Origin of the sequence: Mycobacterium vicinigordonae (assembly GCF_013466425.1) — a bacterium.
GTDB classification, from domain to species: Bacteria; Actinomycetota; Actinomycetes; order Mycobacteriales; family Mycobacteriaceae; genus Mycobacterium; species Mycobacterium vicinigordonae.
Map to the genome: position 1 here is coordinate 1,016,633 of NZ_CP059165.1, position 18,649 is coordinate 1,035,281.

Below are 18,649 nucleotides of genomic sequence, written 5' to 3' on the forward strand. Positions count from 1 at the left end.
CCACAATGGGCGGATGCTCGGAGTGATCGGCGGCAGTGGCTTCTACACATTTTTCGACTCGGACACCCGGACCGTTATCCCGGACACCCCGTACGGCCAGCCCAGCGCGCCCATCACGATCGGCGCAATCGGTGAGCACGAAGTCGCCTTCCTGCCCCGGCATGGCGCAAACCACGAGTACACGGCGCACACCGTGCCGTATCGGGCCAATATGTGGGCGCTGCGCATGGTGGGCGTCCGACGGGTGTTGGCGCCGTGCGCGGTCGGCAGTCTGGACCCCGAGGTCGGTCCCGGTTCGGTGGTGGTGCCGGATCAGTTGGTCGACCGGACCAGCGGCCGTGCAGACACCTACTTCGATGTCGGCGGGGTGCACACCAGCTTTGCCGACCCGTACTGCCCGACGCTACGCGCCGCCGTCACCGGTCTGCCCGACGTGCGGGACGGTGGGACCATGGTGGTCATTCAGGGTCCCCGATTCTCCACCCGCGCGGAGAGCCAATGGTTCGCCGCCGCCGGGTTCAGCTTGATCAACATGACCGGCTACCCGGAGGCCATACTCGCCCGAGAGCTTGAATTATGTTATGCCGCAATTGCTTTGGTAACCGACGTGGACGCCGGAGTTGCGGTCGGCGAGGGAGTCAAGGGTGTCGAGGTGTTCGCCCAGTTCGGGAAGCACATCGACAAGCTCAAGCAACTGGTGCGCACCGCGCTCGGACAGGTGGCCACCGAGCGCACCTGCTCGCACTGCCTGCAACATGCCGGAGTGGCGTTGCCGTTCGAACTGCCCTGAGCTTGGTTCAGGACGGGTCGGCCGGCGGCCGGTAGATCTTTGGCCGCGGCCCAGCTGCGCCCGGCTGCGCGGGGTGCGGCGGATGGCCCTGTCCGGACAGAACACTGGTGGGTGCGTCGTATCCCGCGGCCCCGAACTGTGTTGTCCTGGCTTCTGACGGAGGCGGCGGTCCGCTCGGACGGGTTGGCAGCGGCACCCGGGGCCTGCCCGGACCAGATGCCCGGGGGGCGGGCCGCTGGACGGGGCCGCGGCGGCGCGGCCGACGCGGCTTGCGGATGCGTCCGGCCACGATGATCGCAACCAGGACGCACAGGGCGAGCCCGCACAGTGTCACGTCGAACGTGCTGTCGATCTGCTGTGCCAGATCGTTTCCGTACACCGGGCCCACGGAGGCCTGCGCGAAGCGCGGTGCCAGCAGGACGCCGAGGATCACCCGGGAAATCATCAGGGCGAGCACCAGGCCGCTCAGCCAGACCAGCAGCCGCGACCGCAGCGCCCCGCTGGCCAGCTTGGCCCGCAGCCACCATGCCAGCACCGCTGTGGTGATGTCGAAGACGGCCAGCATCGAGATGTCGTAGCGCGAGTACGGGTAGTTCATCAACACTGCGACTGCAAGGTCGGTCACGCGCATGAGCGCCGATCCCAGGCACCAGACGATGATCAACGCCAGGCCTTTCCGGATGGCCGCGCGCCAAGTCTCCCGGTCTCTGCGCGTCTCGCGGGAACTGAACAACGCCAGCGGCGCGAATATCGCAGCCGCACCGGCCCACGCCACATAGCCCTCGTACCCGACCCCGGCCGTCGACGTGTTCTGGGCAATGCCGTGGAACGCGTCGATTTCACGGCCCGCGGGCAGAGCCCACACGATGATTCCAGCCAGCAGCGTCGAACCGCCCAGCCACAGCGTCGCCAGCCTGGAGCCGTTGGCGTAGCGCAGGACCCACCGCGAGGCGACCAGCACGGCGGCCAGCGCTACCACGCCGTAGACCACCGCGGTCATGATCACCACGATGTTGCGGGTGCCGAAGGACGTCGAACCGTCGCTGCCCACCAATGCGTAGCGCAACCGCCAGCAGAGGTTGAAGCCGGCACTGAGCGATGCCCCGAACATCGATGCGTAGCCGATGATGCGGGCGAGGCGCAGCCAGCGGTGGTACTGCTCTTCGTCGATGACGGGCCTGCCGAATACCGGCTGTGCGCTCAACAGGGCACCGGCGAAGCCCAACCAGCCGCCCGGACCGACGCCGCCGGGCACGTTGACCTTGCCGCCAAATTTGATGGATTCCCATACGTCGAACACGACGAAAGCGACTACCAGCAGCAGATAGGGGATGTTCAGGAGCAGGCGCGGCCGGTTTGCCGACACACGGCCGCGCCCCAGCGCCAGCGCCAGCATGGAAAGCAGCGTCACCCCCCCGAGTAGCCCCCACAGCACTGCGCTGCTGTCCGGGATACCAAGTCCGAAGTACAGGTTCCACGGGAACAGCGGAGCGAGCAGCAACAACAGGAGGGCGACTAGGTCGCGGACGCCGTTAAGACGTTTCGTCAGGTGCCCGGGAGCTTCCGGACCGGGGTGCGCGGGCAACCGTGGATCACCCGGGGGCGGTCCAGGAGGCGCCTGGCGGAGACCCGCGATGGGGCCGGTTGGCGTGTCGTCGCTGCTCAGGCTCACGGTGTCCCCCAGGGATCGAGGTCGGGTACTGCCGGTGCAGGTGTCCGAAGGCAAGGGAACCCCTTGCCGGGGCCGCTGCGTTGCTCTGTTGCGAACATAATCTCCATTCGGACGCAGTGGCTGTGAGCAGGTTATGAACAACGGCTGGATCGCAAGTGACCGTCCCCGTCGGTCGGGAATGCGGTTACGCTGCGCTCATAGGGAAACCTCGTACGGAGAAACCTTGTCGCCCGAATGACGAATATTGCCGAACGTATCGCAGTGTAATTATGCCGGGAGATTGCTGGTCGTGGGGTAACCAGCCGAAGGAGAGCCAGAAATGGACGTGGTGTTGGGGGTCGCGGTCACGGGCCGGGTCGCGCGCCTGGCTCTGGTCGACGCGGTAGCCCGTGACGGCGAGGTGATCGACCAGTACTCGGTCGATCTGGCTGGTGACCCGATCGCGGACTTGTCCGAAACGGTGGTAGGCACCCACCGGCTGTTGGCCGACGAGGGTCACCGGTTACTGGCCACCGAGTTGTGCTGGCCCGACCGGTACGGCACCGAGCGGCTATCTGAGGCGCTGAGCTATGCCGGCGTGCCGAATGTTCGGATGGTGCCTCCGTCGGAGGCGGCGAGGCGGCCGGTGGGACCGGGACGTGCGGCCGCGCTGGCTTTGCTGTTCGGCAATCAGATGGCGAGTCCCGCCGCATCCGGTGACCCGGACGCGCCGCCGACGATGATGGCCTCCGCACCGTCGGACAGCGGCGTCGGTGGGGCGCCGGACGCAACGATGGCGTCTCCGGTGGTGTCTTCCGACGCGACGATGGCGGCCCCGGCGTTGGGCGGCGAGGCTGGCGGCTTTGCGCCGGCCGGCGGTGGTTGGCCGTCGGGCTCGGGCGTGGATCAATCAGTGCCGCCCGCCGATGGGGGCGATTTCGGGTCCGCGGGCGCGACCATGGCGCAGCCGGTGTTGCCCGGCGATGGTGGGTCGGGCTCGGCCGCAGGTTCTGCGCCGTCGGGTTCGGGTTTTGATCAGTCGCCGCTGGCAGGCGACGGCGGTGCGTCTGGATCGGCCGGTGGTTTCGGCCCGTCGGACTCGGGTTTGGACAAATCCGCGCTGCCCAGCGACGGCGGATCCGGATCGGCCGGTGGCGGCGGGTATGGCTCGCCGATCGAGAATCCGCACCTGCCCCCCGATCACGGCGGGTTCACCCCAGCTGGCTCGACGGTCGCCCAACCGGCACTGCCAGCGGATGCGACGATGGCTGCGCCCTCACTTGGTGATGCGACGATGGCGGCACCCATCTCCGGCGACGGAGGCGGCGCGAACTTCCATTCGGGTGTCTCCTCGGGGGATCACAGTCTCGCCGGTGACCCGCATGCGCACGCGTACTTCCATTCGGGTGTGGCCTCTGGTGACCCGGGGGCTCCTGGTGACGCGACCGCTTTCATGCCGCCCGCCGACTCTGGGCCGTCGGCGTCGGGGGACGAACAGCTCGCGTATTCGCAGGCCAGCGAGTACGACATCCTGCCGGTGGACACCGATGGTTACGCCGAATACGGCGACGAGTACGCCGACGGCTACGAGGACGAGTTCGACGACGGCTTCGACGAGGACGACCCGGACGCCGCCGGCGGCAGTCCGCATAACCTGAAACGGCTGCTGATCAGCAATGCCGTCGTCGGCTTTGCCATCATGGGGTTCGCTTCACTGGCCGTCGCGGTGGCGGTCACTGTGCGGCCGGCCGCGGCGTCGATCCCGGTCGAGGGTCATCAGAACGCTCAGCCGGGCAAGTTCATGCCGCTGTTGCCGACCGAGCAGCAGGCGCCGGTGCCCCCGCCCGCGCCGGAGGCCCCCACCGTCGGGTTCCAGGGTGGCTCGATTCCGCCGGTGCAGAACATTCCTACGCAGGCTCCGGTGCCGGCCGCTCCGGCTCCGGCTCCCGCTCCGGTGCCAAATGCTCCGGCTCCCGTCCCGGTGCCTGTTCCGGTGCCGATCCCCCTCCCCTTCCCGGGCTGGGTGCCGGGCATGCCGACGTGGCCGACCTATACGCCGCCGAGTTACACGACGCCGACGACTCCGCCGACGACGTACACGACGCCGCCGACCACGCCTTCCACCACGCCGCCGACGACCACCGCGCCGACGACGCCTTCTACCACCGCGCCGACGACGGCACCGACCACGGCACCGACCACTGCGCCGACGACGGCACCGACCACGGCGGCCCCGACCACCCCGCCGACCACTGCGCCGAGGGTGACGACGCCACCCACCACGGTGGCGCCCGCACCCACGACCGCTGCACCGGTTCCGACGACGGTGGCGCCGCAGCCCACCCGGGCTCCGCAGCCGACCCAGGCTCCGCAGCCCACCTACGCCCCGCAGCCCACTTACGCCCCGCAGCCCACCCAGGCGCCGGTGCCGCGCACCCAGGCACCCCAGGTGCCGACGGTTGCGCCCAAGGTGCCGACGCAGCAGGTTCCGAAGGCCCCGACCGGACCACGCTGATCCGAACGCTGAACCCGCGCGGGGATTACCAGTTCGTGAAGATGATGCTGTTCAGCAGGAGCGCCCCGGCGGCGTTAACGGCCAGCCATGCCCGGTGTGACCGCGCCGGGAGCAGCGCGGGGGCGGCGGTGAGCCAAACGGTGAACGGCAGCCAGATCCGCTCGGTCTCGGCCTTGCTCAGCATGCTCAAATCCGCGAACACGATGGCGGCTAAGGCCGCCAGCAGCAGCAAATGCAAGCCCGACCGACGCCGGATGGCGGTGCCTGTCAGTCTGGCGTCAAACAGCTGGCTCAGGCCGGCTACACCGCCCAAACCGACCGCGCAGACCGTGCATGCCAGATTGGCCCAGCTCCAGTACTGAAACGGCCGGTCCTTCGCAATGCCCTGCCAATATCGTTGCTGCACAAGCTCGTAACCGTCGAACCAGTAGAAGCCGGACACCGCGAATGTCACTGCGACCGCCACCGCGGCCAATGTCGCGGGACCCAGGGTGCGCAGTGCGGTTCTCCAGTCTGCCGCCGAGATCAGCACCGCCAGCACCGGCAACCCCATCAAGACCAGGCCATAGCTTAGGAAAATCCCCCAGCCCAGTAGCAGCCCCGCGGTTGCGGCGAGCAGCACCGGGAGTCGGGTTTTGCCGTGTGCTGCCAGCGTCAGTAACGCGATGCCCCAGGCCGCCACACCGGCGAAGTAGCCGTCGGCCGATACCGCGACCCAAATCGCGGTCGGCGCCACCGCCACGAACGGGGCTGCCCGCCGGGCGGTCGTTTCGTCGGCCAGCGCACGCACCGCGATCACCACAGCCGCGGCCGCGCTGGACCCGACCAACAGGCACAGCAGTCCCGCCCAGGCGCCGCCGTGCAGGCCGATGCGGTCGAGCCACACGAAGGTCAACAGCGCGCCCGGTGGATGCCCCGAGACGTGGGTGGTCCACGAATGTGGCTGGAAGTCGACGATCCGGGCGGCGAATCCGCGCACCGTTGCGGGAATGTCGGTAACACCGGGGACCTCGTGCAGGTATTCGTCCCGGGTGGTCAGCCGGCCTGCGAAACCGCGTTGCCAGCCGTCGATCATCGCCAGCGCGAACGCCCATGCGCATGCCGTCGCCCAGGTTAGCAGCGTCAGTGAACGCCACGAAGTACGTTGCGCGACAACTGGTCCCCAGCATACGACGGCCACCGCGATCAGCACCGCGGGTACCGTTCCCCAGCCGATGTGAATGTCCCAGTAGCCGAAGATTGGCGCGGCACCGGCGTGCCGGGCGAACCGCTCCAGGCCGGTATCGCGGCGCGGGTTGACGCCCAGGTGCAGCCGCGGCAATACGAAAGCAGCAACCACCAGCGCGATCGCGACGAACACCGCGAAAGTTTCCCGGCGCGCGATCCTCACAACCGGCCAGCTTACGACCCGAATTGGCGTATCAATGCCGTCCGGTCCAGCTTGCCGATACCGCGGTGCGGGAGTTCCTCGACCACATGGAGCTCACGCGGGGCGGCAGTGCTGTCCAGGCTGGCTGCGACGTGGGCCCGCAACTCGTCCAGCGTCGGTGTTTTCGATCCCGGCGCGACAACGATCGCGGCGGCCACCCGCTGCCCCAATCGGTTGTCGGGAACGCCGAAGATTGCGCAGTCAGCCACCGCCGGGTGGGTGCCCAGTGCCGCCTCCACCGGGCCTGGCAGCACGGTCAATCCGCCGCTGCTGATCGCGTCGTCAACCCGGCCCAGCACCGTCAGCAAACCCGAATCATCAAGAGCGCCAACATCGTCGGTGACAAACCAGCCCGGCTCGGCGAAGGGGTCGGGTTCGACCGGGTTGCGATAACCGACTGCTAGCGTGGCGCCTCCCAGCACGATGCGGCCGTCGGGACGCACTCGCAACTCCACCCCGTCCAGCGGGACACCGTCGTACACGCATCCCCCGGCCGTTTCGCTCATCCCGTAGGTGCGTATCACGGTGATGCCTGCGGTTGAGGCCTCCTCGAGTACCGGCCGCGGCGCCGGCCCACCACCCAGCAGGACGGCATCCAGTTCAGCCAGCGCGGCGGTGGCAGCGGGGTTGGTCAGCGCCTTGGCCAGCTGGGCAGCGACCAACGAGGTGTATCGCCTTCCGGATCCCAATTCGGCTACGGCGCTGGGCAACTGATCGATGTCGAAACCGCCCGACACGTCAAGCTCGACCGGCACGGTGTCGGCGGTCACGCTGCGGACCAATACCTGCAGGCCGGCGATGTGATACGGCGGAACGGCGAGCAGCCAGCGGCCGGGACCGCCGATGCGCCGGTAGGTGGCCGATGCGCTAGCCGTCAGCGCGGCGGCGGTCAGCAGCGCGCCCTTGGGCGCACCGGTTGTTCCCGAGGTCGTTACGACCAGGGCGACATCGTCGTCGATCCGCTCGCCGACCCGCAGACCGCGCAGCGCCGGGTCGTCTGGGTCGGGCGTTGCGACCAGGGCCGGGTCCTGCCCGGCGAGCACGCGTTGCAGTGCGGGCATTAGCAGTGCGCTAGCCGATCCCGGTGGGACGTGCAGCGCCCGCAGGACGGCTATGCGCGCTCCCCGTTGTCGCGGGCGTCGTCGAGCGGCCAGCCTTGGGCGGCCAATCGGGTTCGCACGCGTTCGACGTCTTCGGGAGATGGGAGCTCGTCGGTGAGCTGGGTGATGGCGACACCGATGTCGATGTGGTCGGCGTCGAACACGCCGCGCCGCATCAGTTCGTTTGCGACCGTGACGATTTCGTCGTTGGTCAAGCGGCGTGCGAGCAGCGCGAGCACGGCGAAGGAGTCGGTCGGCGGTATGCCGTCCGGGTAACCCGCTCGCAGCCACGAGACGATCGAACTGAGAAATCGGTTCATTGTGCGATCAACTTACCCGGCCGACCGTCCCGAAAAACCTAGGTTGGCCACGATTGGGGCTTCACGGCTTGGCCCCTAGGAATGGATAGTGAGTGTGGTGGGCGATGAAGTCGCGCGCGATGTAGAGAACCCCGAGGAGCACCACCGCCACGACCAGCGCGTAGATCGCCCATGCGATCGCAGTCAGCAGCGGCCGCGAGTTGCCGGCGGCACCGCCGGCGCCGGGGTTGCCGGCGGCCTGCATCCGGATACCCACGGCGAATAGCCCGGGCAAGGCCGCCCCTGCGAGCAGGCTGAACACCAGAATCTTGAGTGTTGCTTCGTAGTTGAACCAAGCGTTCATGCCACGTTCCCTGAGGTCAGCGAGTCATCGGAGCCTAACTGAGGTGCGTTGGCACCGGAGCGGGGCCCTTGGCCCGTCGGTGGTTGTTGATCCGCACTGTCCAGACCCGCAGTCAGGTCGCCCTTCCAGTCGGCGTTGACGTTGCGGTGGTCGACCGTGACCTTGCGCGATTGCCGGTAAATCGCGCCGGATACCGCCAGCAGCAAGGTGAAGCCGATGATCGCTCCCGGGTATCCGCCGATCAGGTGGACTATCCAGTAGGTGACCGCTCCGACTAACCCGGCCAACGGCAGGGTGACCAGCCACGCGGTCGCCATTCGGCCGGCCACTCCCCAGCGGACCTCGCCGCCGGGCTTGCCCAATCCGCTGCCCATGACCGAACCGGTGCAGACCTGGGTGGTCGACAGCGCGTAGCCGAAGTGCGCGGAGAGCAGGATGACCGCGGCCGAGGACGACTCGGCGGCCATGCCCTGTGGCGACTTGATCTCGACCAGGCCCTTGCCCAGCGTGCGGATGATGCGCCAGCCGCCGAGGTAGGTGCCGGTGGCCATGGCCACCGCGCAGGCGACGATGACCCACAGCGGCGGCACCGAGGCCGATTTTGGGATCGCCCCGTACGACATGAGCGCCAGGAAGATGATGCCCATCGTTTTCTGTGCGTCGTTGGTGCCGTGTGCCAGCGAGACCAGCGACGCCGAACCGATCTGGCCGCGCCGGAACCCGGCCTCGGTGCGTTGGGTCGGGAGACCACGGGTGATTCGGTAGACCAGCCAGGTGGCCAGCGCACCTACCAGGATGGCCAAGACGGCGGAGACGACGGCCGGAATGATCGCCTTGGACATGACGCCCCGCCAGATCACCCCGTGCCCGCCGACGGCGGCGATTGTGGCGCCGACGATGCCGCCGATGAGTGCGTGCGAGGAGCTCGAGGGGATGCCGAGCAGCCAGGTGAGCAGGTTCCAGATCACGCCGCCGACCAAGCCCGCGAATACCAGTTCCAGGGTCACGATGTGCGAATCGATCAGGCCCTTGGCAATGGTGGCCGCTACCGCGGTCGACAGGAAGGCGCCCACCAGGTTCAGCACCGCTGACAGGGCTACCGCCACCTTGGGTGCCAGGGCGCCACTGGCGATAGACGTCGCCATTGCGTTGCCGGTGTCGTGAAAACCGTTCGTGAAGTCGAACGCGAGGGCGGTCACCACGACGATGATCAAGAGGAACAATTGGATGTTCACAGGGCCTGATTCTGGTAGTCGGAGTATTCCGTTGTCGAACGGTTGATTAGGTGAAATGCAGGAATATCGCCAGTCGTCGCCAGATGTTACCTAGTAGTTCACCCTTGGTTCGCTCACGCTCACTGCCGGATGTCTGCGCGCAGCGGATGACCTCGGGGAACCTCGATGAAGATGAGCGTGACGCCGTCGGGATCCGTCACGTGCATCTCGTGCAGACCCCAGGGTTCGCGCCGTGCTTCGCGCGCAATGGGCACGCCCCGGCCGCGCAGCTCGGTCTGGGTCGCGTCCAGGTCGCGCACCTGCAGCCACAGCGCGCCGGGGAAGGGGCCTCGGGAATGGTCCGGGTCCCCGAAGCCGGCCAGTTCCAGCAGCGATTGGCCGGCGAAAAATACTGTGCCCGCGCCGTATTCACGGGCGATCGCAAGCCCGATCTCGTCCCGGTAAAAGCTCAGCGAGCGTTCGTAGTCGGCCGGCCGAAGCAGCATACGGCTCGCGAGTATCTCCATCACTCGTGTCTATCACGCGCGGGCGAGTCGGAGCCTCTACCAGGCGCGGGTCAGTCGGAACCGTTACGGCGCTGCATCAACGTGTTGACCCAGCGCGGGCCCACGGTGTTCAACGCCTTGGCCGCGATGGCCATTCGGGGTGCGATCTGCACCGGCCGGGTGCGGGCGGCGGTGATCATCCATTCGCCGGCCTCGGCTGAGGTCAGAGCGGGCAGCCCGGCGTAAGCCTTGGTCGGGGCGATCATGGGGGTGGCGACTAACGGGTAGTACAGCGCCGTGGAATGCACACCTTTGGGGCCCCACTCGGTTTCGGCGATTCGGGTCACCGCGGTCAGCGCGGCCTTGGACGCGTTGTACACCGAGAACAGCGGTGCTGCCTCGTTGAGCACACCCCAGGTGGAAACGTTGATGATATGGCCGTCGCCGCGCTCGATCATGCCCGGGGCCAGCCCGCGGATCAGCCGCAGCGGCGCGTAGTAGTTCAGCGTCATGGTCCGCTCGACGTCATGCCAGCGTTCCAGCGATTCGGCCAGCGGGCGGCGGATGGACCGGCCGGCATTGTTGATCAGGATGTCGACCCCGCCGATGCTCTTGTTGACGTCGGCGACCAGCGCGTCGACGGCGTCCATGTCCGAAACGTCGCACGGGAGCGACATTGCCGTGCCGCCGCTTGCGGTGATCCGGTCGGCCAGTTCGTCGAGCAGGTCTTGACGGCGGGCAACCGCCACGACCGTGGCGCCGCGCTCGGCGAACTGTTCGGCGGCGGCCGCACCGATGCCCGATGAGGCGCCGGTAAGTAGCACGCGCTTGCCGTCGAGATCGACGGGCTTGATCACCGGTCGGTTGAGCAGCACTTGTGGCGCCGCGGGTGGGCGCATGCTGGCCAATACGAGTTGGTCGGTCAGGCGGCGCAGCGGACTCTTACTCACGAAGGAAGTCTAGGGGGTCTGCTGTCGCGGGTGTTGCTGAGTCGGTTTCGGTGGCGGCACTTGGCCGAATTTCTCGGCTGCCTGCTGGAAAGGGTTGTACTGCCCGCAATTTCAGGCCCGGGAGCTTTAGGTCACGCTGAGCAATAGACCCATGCGACACGTATGAAGTAAACCGGCACAGCGGATTTCGCGCACACTTAGACAAGTGGCGGAGGGCTTGTCGGTGCCTGTTCCTACGATTGGGGGCATGGCCGCGGGTTCGTTGGAGGAGATCGACCGGGTCCTCGACGGGCTGGATGTGTATGCGGATCGCTTGTGTGAGTTGAGTTTTGAGACGCAGTCCACGGTGCAGTTGCTGCATGCTCAGGAGGCCCTGCAGCGGGTGGTGCGTAAGTTGCGGGTGCCCGGGCACGCCATGATCAATCAGCTTGCCGTGCAGGCTGCGGCTCAGGAGTTGGGCGGCACCCTGGGTCAAGCGCACCTCGACTACCAACAACCACGCACCAGCTGTATGCACCACCGGCGAACGACCACTCAACCCCGACGATGATGGCGAACGACCACTCAACCCGGACGATGATGGCGAACCGTAGTACTCCCGCGATGTCGGTTCAACGCGTTCGCCACCCGCGACGCGCGCTTCAGAAGTACCGGGGGAACGGGCTCCAGTCGGGTGGGCGCTTCTGCAGGAAGGCGTCGCGGCCCTCGACGGCCTCGTCGGTCATGTACGCGAGCCGGGTGGCCTCCCCGGCGAACAGCTGCTGGCCCACCAGTCCGTCGTCGAGCAAGTTGAACGCAAACTTCAACATCCGTTGTGCCTGAGGCGATTTCGCGTTAATTTCGGCTGCCCACTGCACACCGACGGCCTCCAGATCGGCGTGGTCGACGACATCGTTCACCGCGCCCATGTGATGCATCTGCTCGGCGGTGTACGGCCGGCCCAGGAAAAAGATCTCGCGGGCGAACTTCTGGCCCACCTGCCGGGCCAGATATGCGCTGCCGTAGCCGCCGTCGAAACTTCCGACGTCGGCGTCGGTTTGTTTGAACCGCGCGTGTTCGCGGCTGGCCAGGGTGAGGTCGCAGACCACGTGCAGACTGTGCCCGCCGCCGGCCGCCCACCCGTTGACCAGGCAGATCACCACTTTGGGCATGAATCGGATCAGCCGCTGCACCTCGAGAATGTGCAGCCGCCCGGCCCGTGCCGCATCCACCGTCTCCGCGGTATCCCCGCTGGCGTACTGGTAGCCGCTGCGTCCGCGGATGCGCTGATCGCCACCGGAGCAGAATGCCCATCCGCCGTCCTTGGGCGAAGGCCCGTTGCCGGTCAGCAGCACAACGCCGACGTCGGGCGACATCCGCGCATGGTCGAGTACCCGGTACAACTCGTCGACGGTGTGCGGGCGGAACGCATTGCGCACTTCCGGGCGGTCGAACGCCACCCGCACAGTCGCGTCGGCCACATGACGGTGGTAAGTGATATCGGTCAGATCGTCGAATCCGTCGACGGTTCTCCAGATAGCGGCGTCAAAGGGGTTGGCAGTCAAGGCTGTTGAACTCCATCCTGGTCGATGGTGAGGTTGCCGCAGCTGATCGTATGCGCGGATGTCACCTCGGGGTCCTGGGGCGAGGCGGCCGTCAGCGTATCGGAGCGCCCGGTGGTGGCGCGGGTTCCGTCCAGGTTGATTTCGGTGCGCCGCACGGTCCACTGGACGCCGTCATCGAGCGCCTGCAGTGCGACGAGGCGACGGCCGTCGCCGAGGTCGCTGCAGCCGATGCCGGTGCCGGTGTCGCGCAGGTTCTGCAAGTCGAACACGAACGGCTTGCCGTAGTGGTTGTCCACCACCGCTTGCAGCTCGCACTGTGCGAATGCGTAGAGGTACGCGCCCCGCCCATCGCTGACCAGGATCTGGTGATCACCGTTCTGCTGTGCATCGATAGCCAAGGCGCGCAAGGGAATCGGGCTCGCAGATATGACAGGTACGGCGATCCTGGCGCCGCTGGCGGTACTAACTCCCAGCAAACGAGTTGTGGCGCCGTTCTCGCCTTGCGCTAACCCGATCCACAGCGCGTCGGGCAAGCCGTCGCCATCGAGGTCGCCCACCTGCCGTTGCACGCTGCCGGGCGGCAGGGCGGCGCCGCCGGGCGGGCACCCGGGCGAGGCATGCGTTGCCGGTGCGAGGCTAAGCCAGCCGGCCGCAGCCACCACTGCAGCGGCCAACGCGCGCAACATCAGATCTTGTCGAATCGGAAGACGGCGCACCGTCCCGCCAGGGCCTCGAACTCCTCGGGGCGGCCGTCCTTGACCAGTCCAGAGCGTTTCATGAACCCGACGCCGGTGGGGACCTCGGTCGGAAACGCCCGCAACACCGGCCGGGCGTCGTCCGGGGACAGTTCCACCATCCGGACGCGCTCGCTAGTGCGGCCCCGGGTCAGCGTGGCTTCACTTGCGGCTCGCACGTTTTTCACCCAGTCGGCGCCAGGAAAGCCCGCCACGAGGTAGCGCTGGCCGCCCAGGGTCATCGGGGTCACCGGGGTGGAACGCGGAGCGCCGGACTTGCGGCCCGGCACGGTCAGCACGACCGGACTTTCGCCTCCGAAACTCAACCCCAACTTCGACAAACGAATGAAAATCTTGTTCATGGGCTTCAGCCACCACGGCGGCTTGACGGATTTGCCACTGGCCATAGCAGCGACGTTACCGTCCTGGCGGCCGGAGGAATCTCCCTCCTCGACGCACCGAGTCTCGCACCAGTCTGAGGTTGGCCAGGGAGGGGCAGGTGGCTAGCCCACCGCGCGCCCGGCGCCCTCCCAGAACTGTGCGCGGACCGCCTTCTTGTCCGGCTTGCCCAGTCCGGTGAGCGGCAGCGCGTCGACCACGACCACTCGCTTGGGTGACTGCACCGATCCCTTGCGGTCCTTGACCGACGCCTGAATCTCATTCGTCATCGCTTCGATCGACGCCTCGTCGCGGGCGGCGTCGGCCCGGAGCACCACAACCGCTGTCACCGCTTCGCCCCACTTTTCGTCGGGTGTGCCGACCACGCACACCTGCGCGACCGCGGCGTGCTCGGCGATGACGTCCTCGACCTCACGCGGGAACACGTTGAAGCCGCCGGTGACGATCATGTCCTTGACCCGGTCGACGATGAAGTAGAAGCCGTCTTCATCCTCACGGGCCATGTCTCCGGTGTGCAGCCAGCCGTCCTTGAAGGCCTCGGCGGTCGCCTCCGGCTTGTTCCAATAGCCAGCGGCCAAAAGTGGTCCGCTGACACAGATTTCGCCCGGCACGCCTTGCGGTACCGGCTTGCCGTCCTCGCCCAGCAGTGCAACCCGGGCGAACAGCGTCGGACGCCCGCACGAGGTGAGTCGCTTTTCGTCGTGATCGCCCTTGGCCAGGTAGGTGATTACCATCGGCGCCTCGGACTGGCCGTAGTACTGAGCGAAGATCGGGCCGAACCGCTCGATCGCCTCGGCCAGGCGCACCGGGTTGATTGCGGAGGCGCCGTAGTAGACTGTCTCCAGCGACGAGAGGTCGCGGGTGCGCGAGTCCGGGTGGTCCATCAGCGCGTACAGCATTGACGGAACCAGCATGGTAGCTGTGATGCGTTGTTCCTCAATAACTTTAAGGACTTCGGCCGGGTCGAACTTGGCTAGCACCACCATCTGGCCGCCCTTGACCACAGTCGGGGTGAAGAATGCCGCGCCGGCATGCGACAGCGGCGTGCACATCAGGAACCGTGGGTGCTCGGGCCATTCCCACTCGGCGAGCTGGATCTGCGTCATGGCGGCGATGTTTCCGGTGGTGCCGATCACGCCTTTGGGTTTGCCGGTGGTGCCCCCGGTGTAGGCCATGCCGCCGATGTTGTCCGGCGGCAGGTCGGCGACCTCCAGTGGCTTCGGCTCGAACTTGGCTGCCTCGGCATTCAGGTCCACCGCCACACCGGCCAACGCCTCGGGCACCGGCCCGATGGTCAGGATCCGCTCCAGGGAGGGAACCTTTTCCAGCAAGCCCAGGGCACGCTCGACGAACATTGGGTTGGGGTCGATGATCAACGCGCTGGCGCCGGCGTCGGAGAGCACGTAGGCGTGGTCGTCCAGCGAACCAAGCGGATGCAGTGCGGTGCGCCGATAGCCCTGCGTCTGGCTGGCGCCGAGGATCATCAGTACCTCGGGGCGATTCAGCGCCAGCAGGCCGACCATGACACCGGAGCCGGCGCCCAGCGATTCGAACGCCTGGACGTACTGGCTGATCCGCTCGGCCAGCTGACCGCCGGTCAGCGTGGTGTCGCCGAGAAACAGCACCGGACGGTTCTTGTGGCGCTTAAGAGCGCCCGCCAGCAGGTGGCCGTTATGGGTGGGATTGCGCAACAGATCGACACTCATGAACCAAGACTAGAACGTGTTGCAATTCTGCTTGGCTCCACCCTTGGCGACTAGTGTTTCTGCATATGAGCGCCGCTGAGGTCGTCTTCACCGGAACGGTATTGACCGTCGACGAAAAGCAGCCCACAGCGGGGGCGCTAGCCATCGCGGAGGGCCGGATCATCGCCGTCGGGGACAGGTCCGACATCGCGCCGCTCGTCGGTCCCGATACCCAGACCATCGACATCGGCGACGGCTGCATCATGCCGGGATTCGTTGAGGCGCATGGCCATCCGCTAATGGAGGCCGTCGCGCTGTCGGACCGCATCGTCGACATCCGTCCCGTCACCATCCGGGATCCGGACGACGTCGTCGCCGCCGTACGCGGTGAAGTCGCCCGCCGTGAGCCGCACGGCGCCTACCTGAACGGCTGGGACTCGCTGCTGCAACCCGGCCTGCCCGAACCCACGCTGAGCTGGCTGAACGGCATCGCGCCGGACAGCCCGCTGGTGATCATCCACAACTCCGGCCATAAGGCCTACTTCAACTCGCGGGCCGCGCAACTCAACGGCTTGACCCGCGACACCCCCGACCCCAAGGGCGCCAAGTACGGTCGCGACTCCGCCGGTGAACTCGACGGCACCGCCGAGGAGATCGGCGCGGTGTTCCCGTTGCTGGGCGGGGCCATCGCGGCCGACGGCTATCCCGACATGCTGCGCGCCGAGTGCGCCCGACTGAACCGGGCCGGGCTGACCACGTGCTCGGAGATGGCGTTCGACCCGAAGTTCGGTCCGTTGGTGCAGCAGCTGCACAGTGAGCTGACGGTGCGACTGCGCACCTACGAGGTCTCAAACGCCCAGCTGCACACCGATGCGACGCCCGGCCAAGGCGACGACATGCTGCGGCAGATCGGTATCAAGATTTGGGTGGATGGCTCGCCCTGGATCGGCAATATCGCCTTGTCGTTTCCCTACCTGGACACCCCGGCCACGCGATCGGCCGGCATCACGCCGGGATCCTGCGGCTGCGCCAACTACACCCGCGAGCAGCTGGACGAGATCGTCAACGCCTACCTACCGCGTGGTTGGCAGATGGCCTGCCACGTCCAGGGCGACGCCGGCGTGGACACCATCTTGGATGTCTATGAGCAAGCGCTGCAACGTAATCCGCGGCCCGATCACCGGCTGCGTCTGGAGCACGTTGGTGCCATCCGGCCCGAGCAACTGCAGCGTGCGGCCGCGCTCGGCGTCACCTGCAGCATCTTCGTCGACCAGATTCACTACTGGGGCGACGTCATCGTCGACGGGTTGTTCGGGCCAGAGCGCGGGTCCTGCTGGATGCCGGCCGGGTCGGCGGTGGCCACCGGCATGCGCATCTCGCTGCACAACGACCCGCCGGTCACGCCGGAGGAGCCACTGCGCAACATCAGCGTCGCCGCGACCCGGGTGGCGCCCAGCGGGCGCGTGCTGGGCCCGCAGGAGCGGCTCACCGTCGAGCAGGCGATCCGGGCGCAGACCATTGACGCCGCCTGGCAGTTGTTCTGCGACGACGTGATCGGTTCGGTCGAGATCGGCAAGTACGCCGACCTGGTGGTGTTGTCTGACGACCCGCGGAGGGTGCCGCCCGAGCAAATCGCCGACCTGCAGGTCCGTGCGACGTATCTGGCCGGCCGGCGGGTCTATTGATGGTTCCGGCGCGTCTGTCGATGGTCGACGTCCCGGCACTATCCGACCTGCTGGATCGGCTGCACGTCGTGACGTTGCCCATGCGGGTGCGGTTCCGCGGCATCACCAGCCGGGAACTTGCCCTCATCGAGGGTCCCGCCGGATGGGGGGAGTTCGGCGCATTCGTCGAATATCGGCCGCCCGAGGCCGCCCACTGGCTCGCCTCGGCCGTCGAGGCCTCCTACGGCCAGCCGCCGCCGGCGCGGCGCGACCAGGTCCCAATCAACGCGACCGTCCCGGCGGTCAGCGCCGCCGAGGTGCCCAACGTGCTGGCGCGATTTCCCGGTATCGCTACCGCCAAGGTCAAGGTCGCCGAGCCTGGGCAGTCCCTGGCCGACGACATCGACCGGGTGAACGCGGTCCGGGACCTGGTCCCCATAGTGCGCGTCGACGCCAACGGCGGCTGGACGGTCCCGCAGGCCGCGCGGGCCGCCGCTGCGCTGACGGCCGACGGGCCGCTGGAGTACCTCGAGCAACCCTGCCCGACGGTTCCCGAGCTCGCCGAACTGCGCCACCTGGTTGACGTGCCGATCGCCGCTGACGAAAGCATCCGCAAGGCCGACGACCCCCTGGCGGTGGTGCGCGCGGGCGCCGCCGATATTGCGGTGCTCAAAGTTGCTCCGCTGGGCGGGATTTCGGTGATGCTGTCGATTGCCGCGCAAATCGACATTCCGATCGTGGTTTCCAGTGCGCTCGATTCGGCGGTCGGTATCGGCTACGGCCTGACGGCCGCCGCGGCGTTGCCGGAGCTGCACCATGCCTGCGGACTGGGCACCGGGAGGTTATTCGTCGATGACGTCGTCGAGGTTGCCGACCCCGTCGAGGGCTGCCTGCCTGCTGGGCCTGTGACGCCAGACCCAGCGCGGCTGCGGACGCTGGCCGCACCGGCGGAGCGGCGGCAGTGGTGGATCGACCGGGTCCGGGCCTGCTACCCGTTGCTTGTACCGTCGGTCGAGTGATCAACCTGGCTTACGACGACAAGGGGACCGGTGAGCCGGTTGTCTTCATCTCCGGTCGCGGCGGTGCTGGCCGCACCTGGCATCTGCACCAAGTACCAGCATTTACGGCTGCCGGATATCGCTGCGTCACGTTCGACAACCGAGGCATCGGCGCCACCGAGAACGCCAGTGGCTTCGTCACGCAGACCATGGTCGCCGACACCGCGGCCCTGATCGAATCGCTGGACCTCGGACCCGCCCGGATCGTCGGGGTCTCGATGGGCTCTTTCATTGCCCAGGAACTTATGGTGGTTCGCTCCGAGCTGGTCAGTTCGGCGGTGCTGATGGCGACCCGCGGCCGGCTGGACCGCACCCGTCAGTTCTTCCACCAGGCCGAAGTCGACCTGGACGCGTCCGGTGCCCAGCTACCGGCCACGGTCGACGCCAAGAATCGCCTGCTGGAAAACTTTTCCCGGAAGACCCTCAACGATGATGCCGCCGTCGAAGACTGGATCGCGATGTTCAGCATGTGGCCGACCAAGGTCACGCCGGGCTATCGCTGTCAGCTCGATATCGCGCCGCAGACCAATCGATTGCCCGCCTACCGCAACATTGCCGCGCCGGTCCTGGTGATCGGTTTCTCCGACGACGTGATAACGCCGGCGTATTTGGGACGCGAGGTCGCCGAGGCGCTGCCCAACGGTCGCTACCTGCAGATCCCCGACACCGGCCACCTGGGGTTTTTGGAGCGGCCGGAGGCGGTCAATGCCGCGATGCTGAAGTTCTTCGCGGGGGTTAGGGCTTAGC

General features: G+C 67.3%; 18 protein-coding genes. 6 read left to right on the forward strand and 12 right to left on the reverse strand.

What is annotated here, in order from left to right:
• Positions 1 to 13: 13 nt before the first annotated feature.
• Positions 14 to 790, forward strand: coding sequence for an S-methyl-5'-thioadenosine phosphorylase (locus H0P51_RS04400; RefSeq protein ID WP_246398390.1), 777 nt, complete (start codon positions 14 to 16; stop codon positions 788 to 790).
• A gap of 7 nt (positions 791 to 797) precedes the next feature.
• On the opposite strand, the gene H0P51_RS04405 is transcribed toward H0P51_RS04400, so the two are convergent.
• The gene (locus H0P51_RS04405) at positions 798 to 2,339 is read right to left on the reverse strand and encodes a DUF7937 domain-containing protein (protein WP_246398711.1); all 1,542 of its coding nucleotides are present in this window, start codon (positions 2,337 to 2,339) and stop codon (positions 798 to 800) included.
• Positions 2,340 to 2,781: 442 nt separating this feature from the next.
• Between H0P51_RS04405 and H0P51_RS04410 the strand changes: the two genes are divergently transcribed.
• On the forward strand, positions 2,782 to 4,956 hold the full coding sequence (locus H0P51_RS04410) for a DUF7159 family protein (protein WP_180916816.1): 2,175 nt from the start codon (positions 2,782 to 2,784) through the stop codon (positions 4,954 to 4,956).
• Positions 4,957 to 4,981: 25 nt separating this feature from the next.
• On the opposite strand, the gene H0P51_RS04415 is transcribed toward H0P51_RS04410, so the two are convergent.
• The 7 genes from H0P51_RS04415 to H0P51_RS04445 all read right to left on the reverse strand — a co-directional run bounded on the left by H0P51_RS04415 (position 4,982) and on the right by H0P51_RS04445 (position 10,818).
• A complete protein-coding gene (locus tag H0P51_RS04415) occupies positions 4,982 to 6,346 on the reverse strand; it encodes a hypothetical protein (RefSeq protein WP_180916817.1) in 1,365 nt (454 codons plus the stop codon).
• Positions 6,347 to 6,357: 11 nt separating this feature from the next.
• Positions 6,358 to 7,428 carry an o-succinylbenzoate--CoA ligase gene (gene menE / locus H0P51_RS04420; protein ID WP_246398713.1) on the reverse strand — a complete coding sequence of 357 codons (1,071 nt, stop codon included), beginning with the start codon at positions 7,426 to 7,428 and terminating at the stop codon, positions 6,358 to 6,360.
• 68 nt (positions 7,429 to 7,496) lie between these two features.
• Positions 7,497 to 7,805, reverse strand: a complete 309-nt coding sequence (locus H0P51_RS04425) for a DUF3349 domain-containing protein (protein WP_180916818.1) — start codon at positions 7,803 to 7,805, stop codon at positions 7,497 to 7,499.
• A 61-nt stretch (positions 7,806 to 7,866) separates the two neighbouring features.
• Entirely contained in the window at positions 7,867 to 8,148 is a 282-nt protein-coding gene (locus H0P51_RS04430) for a hypothetical protein (protein WP_180916819.1), read from the reverse strand.
• Positions 8,145 to 9,383: an inorganic phosphate transporter gene (locus tag H0P51_RS04435; protein ID WP_180916820.1), complete on the reverse strand. Its 1,239-nt coding sequence runs from the start codon at positions 9,381 to 9,383 to the stop codon at positions 8,145 to 8,147. The genes H0P51_RS04430 and H0P51_RS04435 overlap by 4 nt, the downstream gene beginning before the upstream one ends.
• A gap of 119 nt (positions 9,384 to 9,502) precedes the next feature.
• Positions 9,503 to 9,889 carry a VOC family protein gene (locus H0P51_RS04440; protein ID WP_180916821.1) on the reverse strand — a complete coding sequence of 129 codons (387 nt, stop codon included), beginning with the start codon at positions 9,887 to 9,889 and terminating at the stop codon, positions 9,503 to 9,505.
• 50 nt (positions 9,890 to 9,939) lie between these two features.
• Positions 9,940 to 10,818: an SDR family oxidoreductase gene (locus tag H0P51_RS04445; RefSeq protein ID WP_180916822.1), complete on the reverse strand. Its 879-nt coding sequence runs from the start codon at positions 10,816 to 10,818 to the stop codon at positions 9,940 to 9,942.
• 247 nt (positions 10,819 to 11,065) lie between these two features.
• On the opposite strand from H0P51_RS04445, the gene H0P51_RS04450 reads away from it, so the two are divergent.
• Positions 11,066 to 11,368 carry a hypothetical protein gene (locus H0P51_RS04450; RefSeq protein WP_180916823.1) on the forward strand — a complete coding sequence of 101 codons (303 nt, stop codon included), beginning with the start codon at positions 11,066 to 11,068 and terminating at the stop codon, positions 11,366 to 11,368.
• Between the two features lie 91 nt (positions 11,369 to 11,459).
• On the opposite strand, the gene H0P51_RS04455 is transcribed toward H0P51_RS04450, so the two are convergent.
• The 4 genes from H0P51_RS04455 to fadD8 all read right to left on the reverse strand — a co-directional run bounded on the left by H0P51_RS04455 (position 11,460) and on the right by fadD8 (position 15,201).
• Entirely contained in the window at positions 11,460 to 12,362 is a 903-nt protein-coding gene (locus tag H0P51_RS04455) for a 1,4-dihydroxy-2-naphthoyl-CoA synthase (protein ID WP_180916824.1), read from the reverse strand.
• Positions 12,359 to 13,048, reverse strand: coding sequence for a hypothetical protein (locus H0P51_RS04460; protein WP_180916825.1), 690 nt, complete (start codon positions 13,046 to 13,048; stop codon positions 12,359 to 12,361). The genes H0P51_RS04455 and H0P51_RS04460 overlap by 4 nt, the downstream gene beginning before the upstream one ends.
• On the reverse strand, positions 13,048 to 13,503 hold the full coding sequence (locus H0P51_RS04465) for a nitroreductase family deazaflavin-dependent oxidoreductase (protein WP_180916826.1): 456 nt from the start codon (positions 13,501 to 13,503) through the stop codon (positions 13,048 to 13,050). The genes H0P51_RS04460 and H0P51_RS04465 overlap by 1 nt, the downstream gene beginning before the upstream one ends.
• 96 nt (positions 13,504 to 13,599) lie before the next feature.
• Positions 13,600 to 15,201, reverse strand: a complete 1,602-nt coding sequence (gene fadD8 / locus H0P51_RS04470) for a fatty-acid--CoA ligase FadD8 (RefSeq protein ID WP_180916827.1) — start codon at positions 15,199 to 15,201, stop codon at positions 13,600 to 13,602.
• A 65-nt stretch (positions 15,202 to 15,266) separates the two neighbouring features.
• Here fadD8 and H0P51_RS04475 point away from each other — a divergent pair, with 65 nt between their 5' ends.
• The 3 genes from H0P51_RS04475 to H0P51_RS04485 are packed head-to-tail and all read left to right on the forward strand — an operon-like array spanning position 15,267 to position 18,648.
• The gene (locus H0P51_RS04475; protein WP_180916828.1) at positions 15,267 to 16,865 is read left to right on the forward strand and encodes an amidohydrolase; all 1,599 of its coding nucleotides are present in this window, start codon (positions 15,267 to 15,269) and stop codon (positions 16,863 to 16,865) included.
• A gap of 20 nt (positions 16,866 to 16,885) precedes the next feature.
• Positions 16,886 to 17,863, forward strand: coding sequence for an o-succinylbenzoate synthase (locus H0P51_RS04480; protein WP_180918738.1), 978 nt, complete (start codon positions 16,886 to 16,888; stop codon positions 17,861 to 17,863).
• Positions 17,860 to 18,648, forward strand: a complete 789-nt coding sequence (locus tag H0P51_RS04485) for an alpha/beta fold hydrolase (RefSeq protein ID WP_180916829.1) — start codon at positions 17,860 to 17,862, stop codon at positions 18,646 to 18,648. The genes H0P51_RS04480 and H0P51_RS04485 overlap by 4 nt, the downstream gene beginning before the upstream one ends.
• Position 18,649 lies beyond the last annotated feature (1 nt).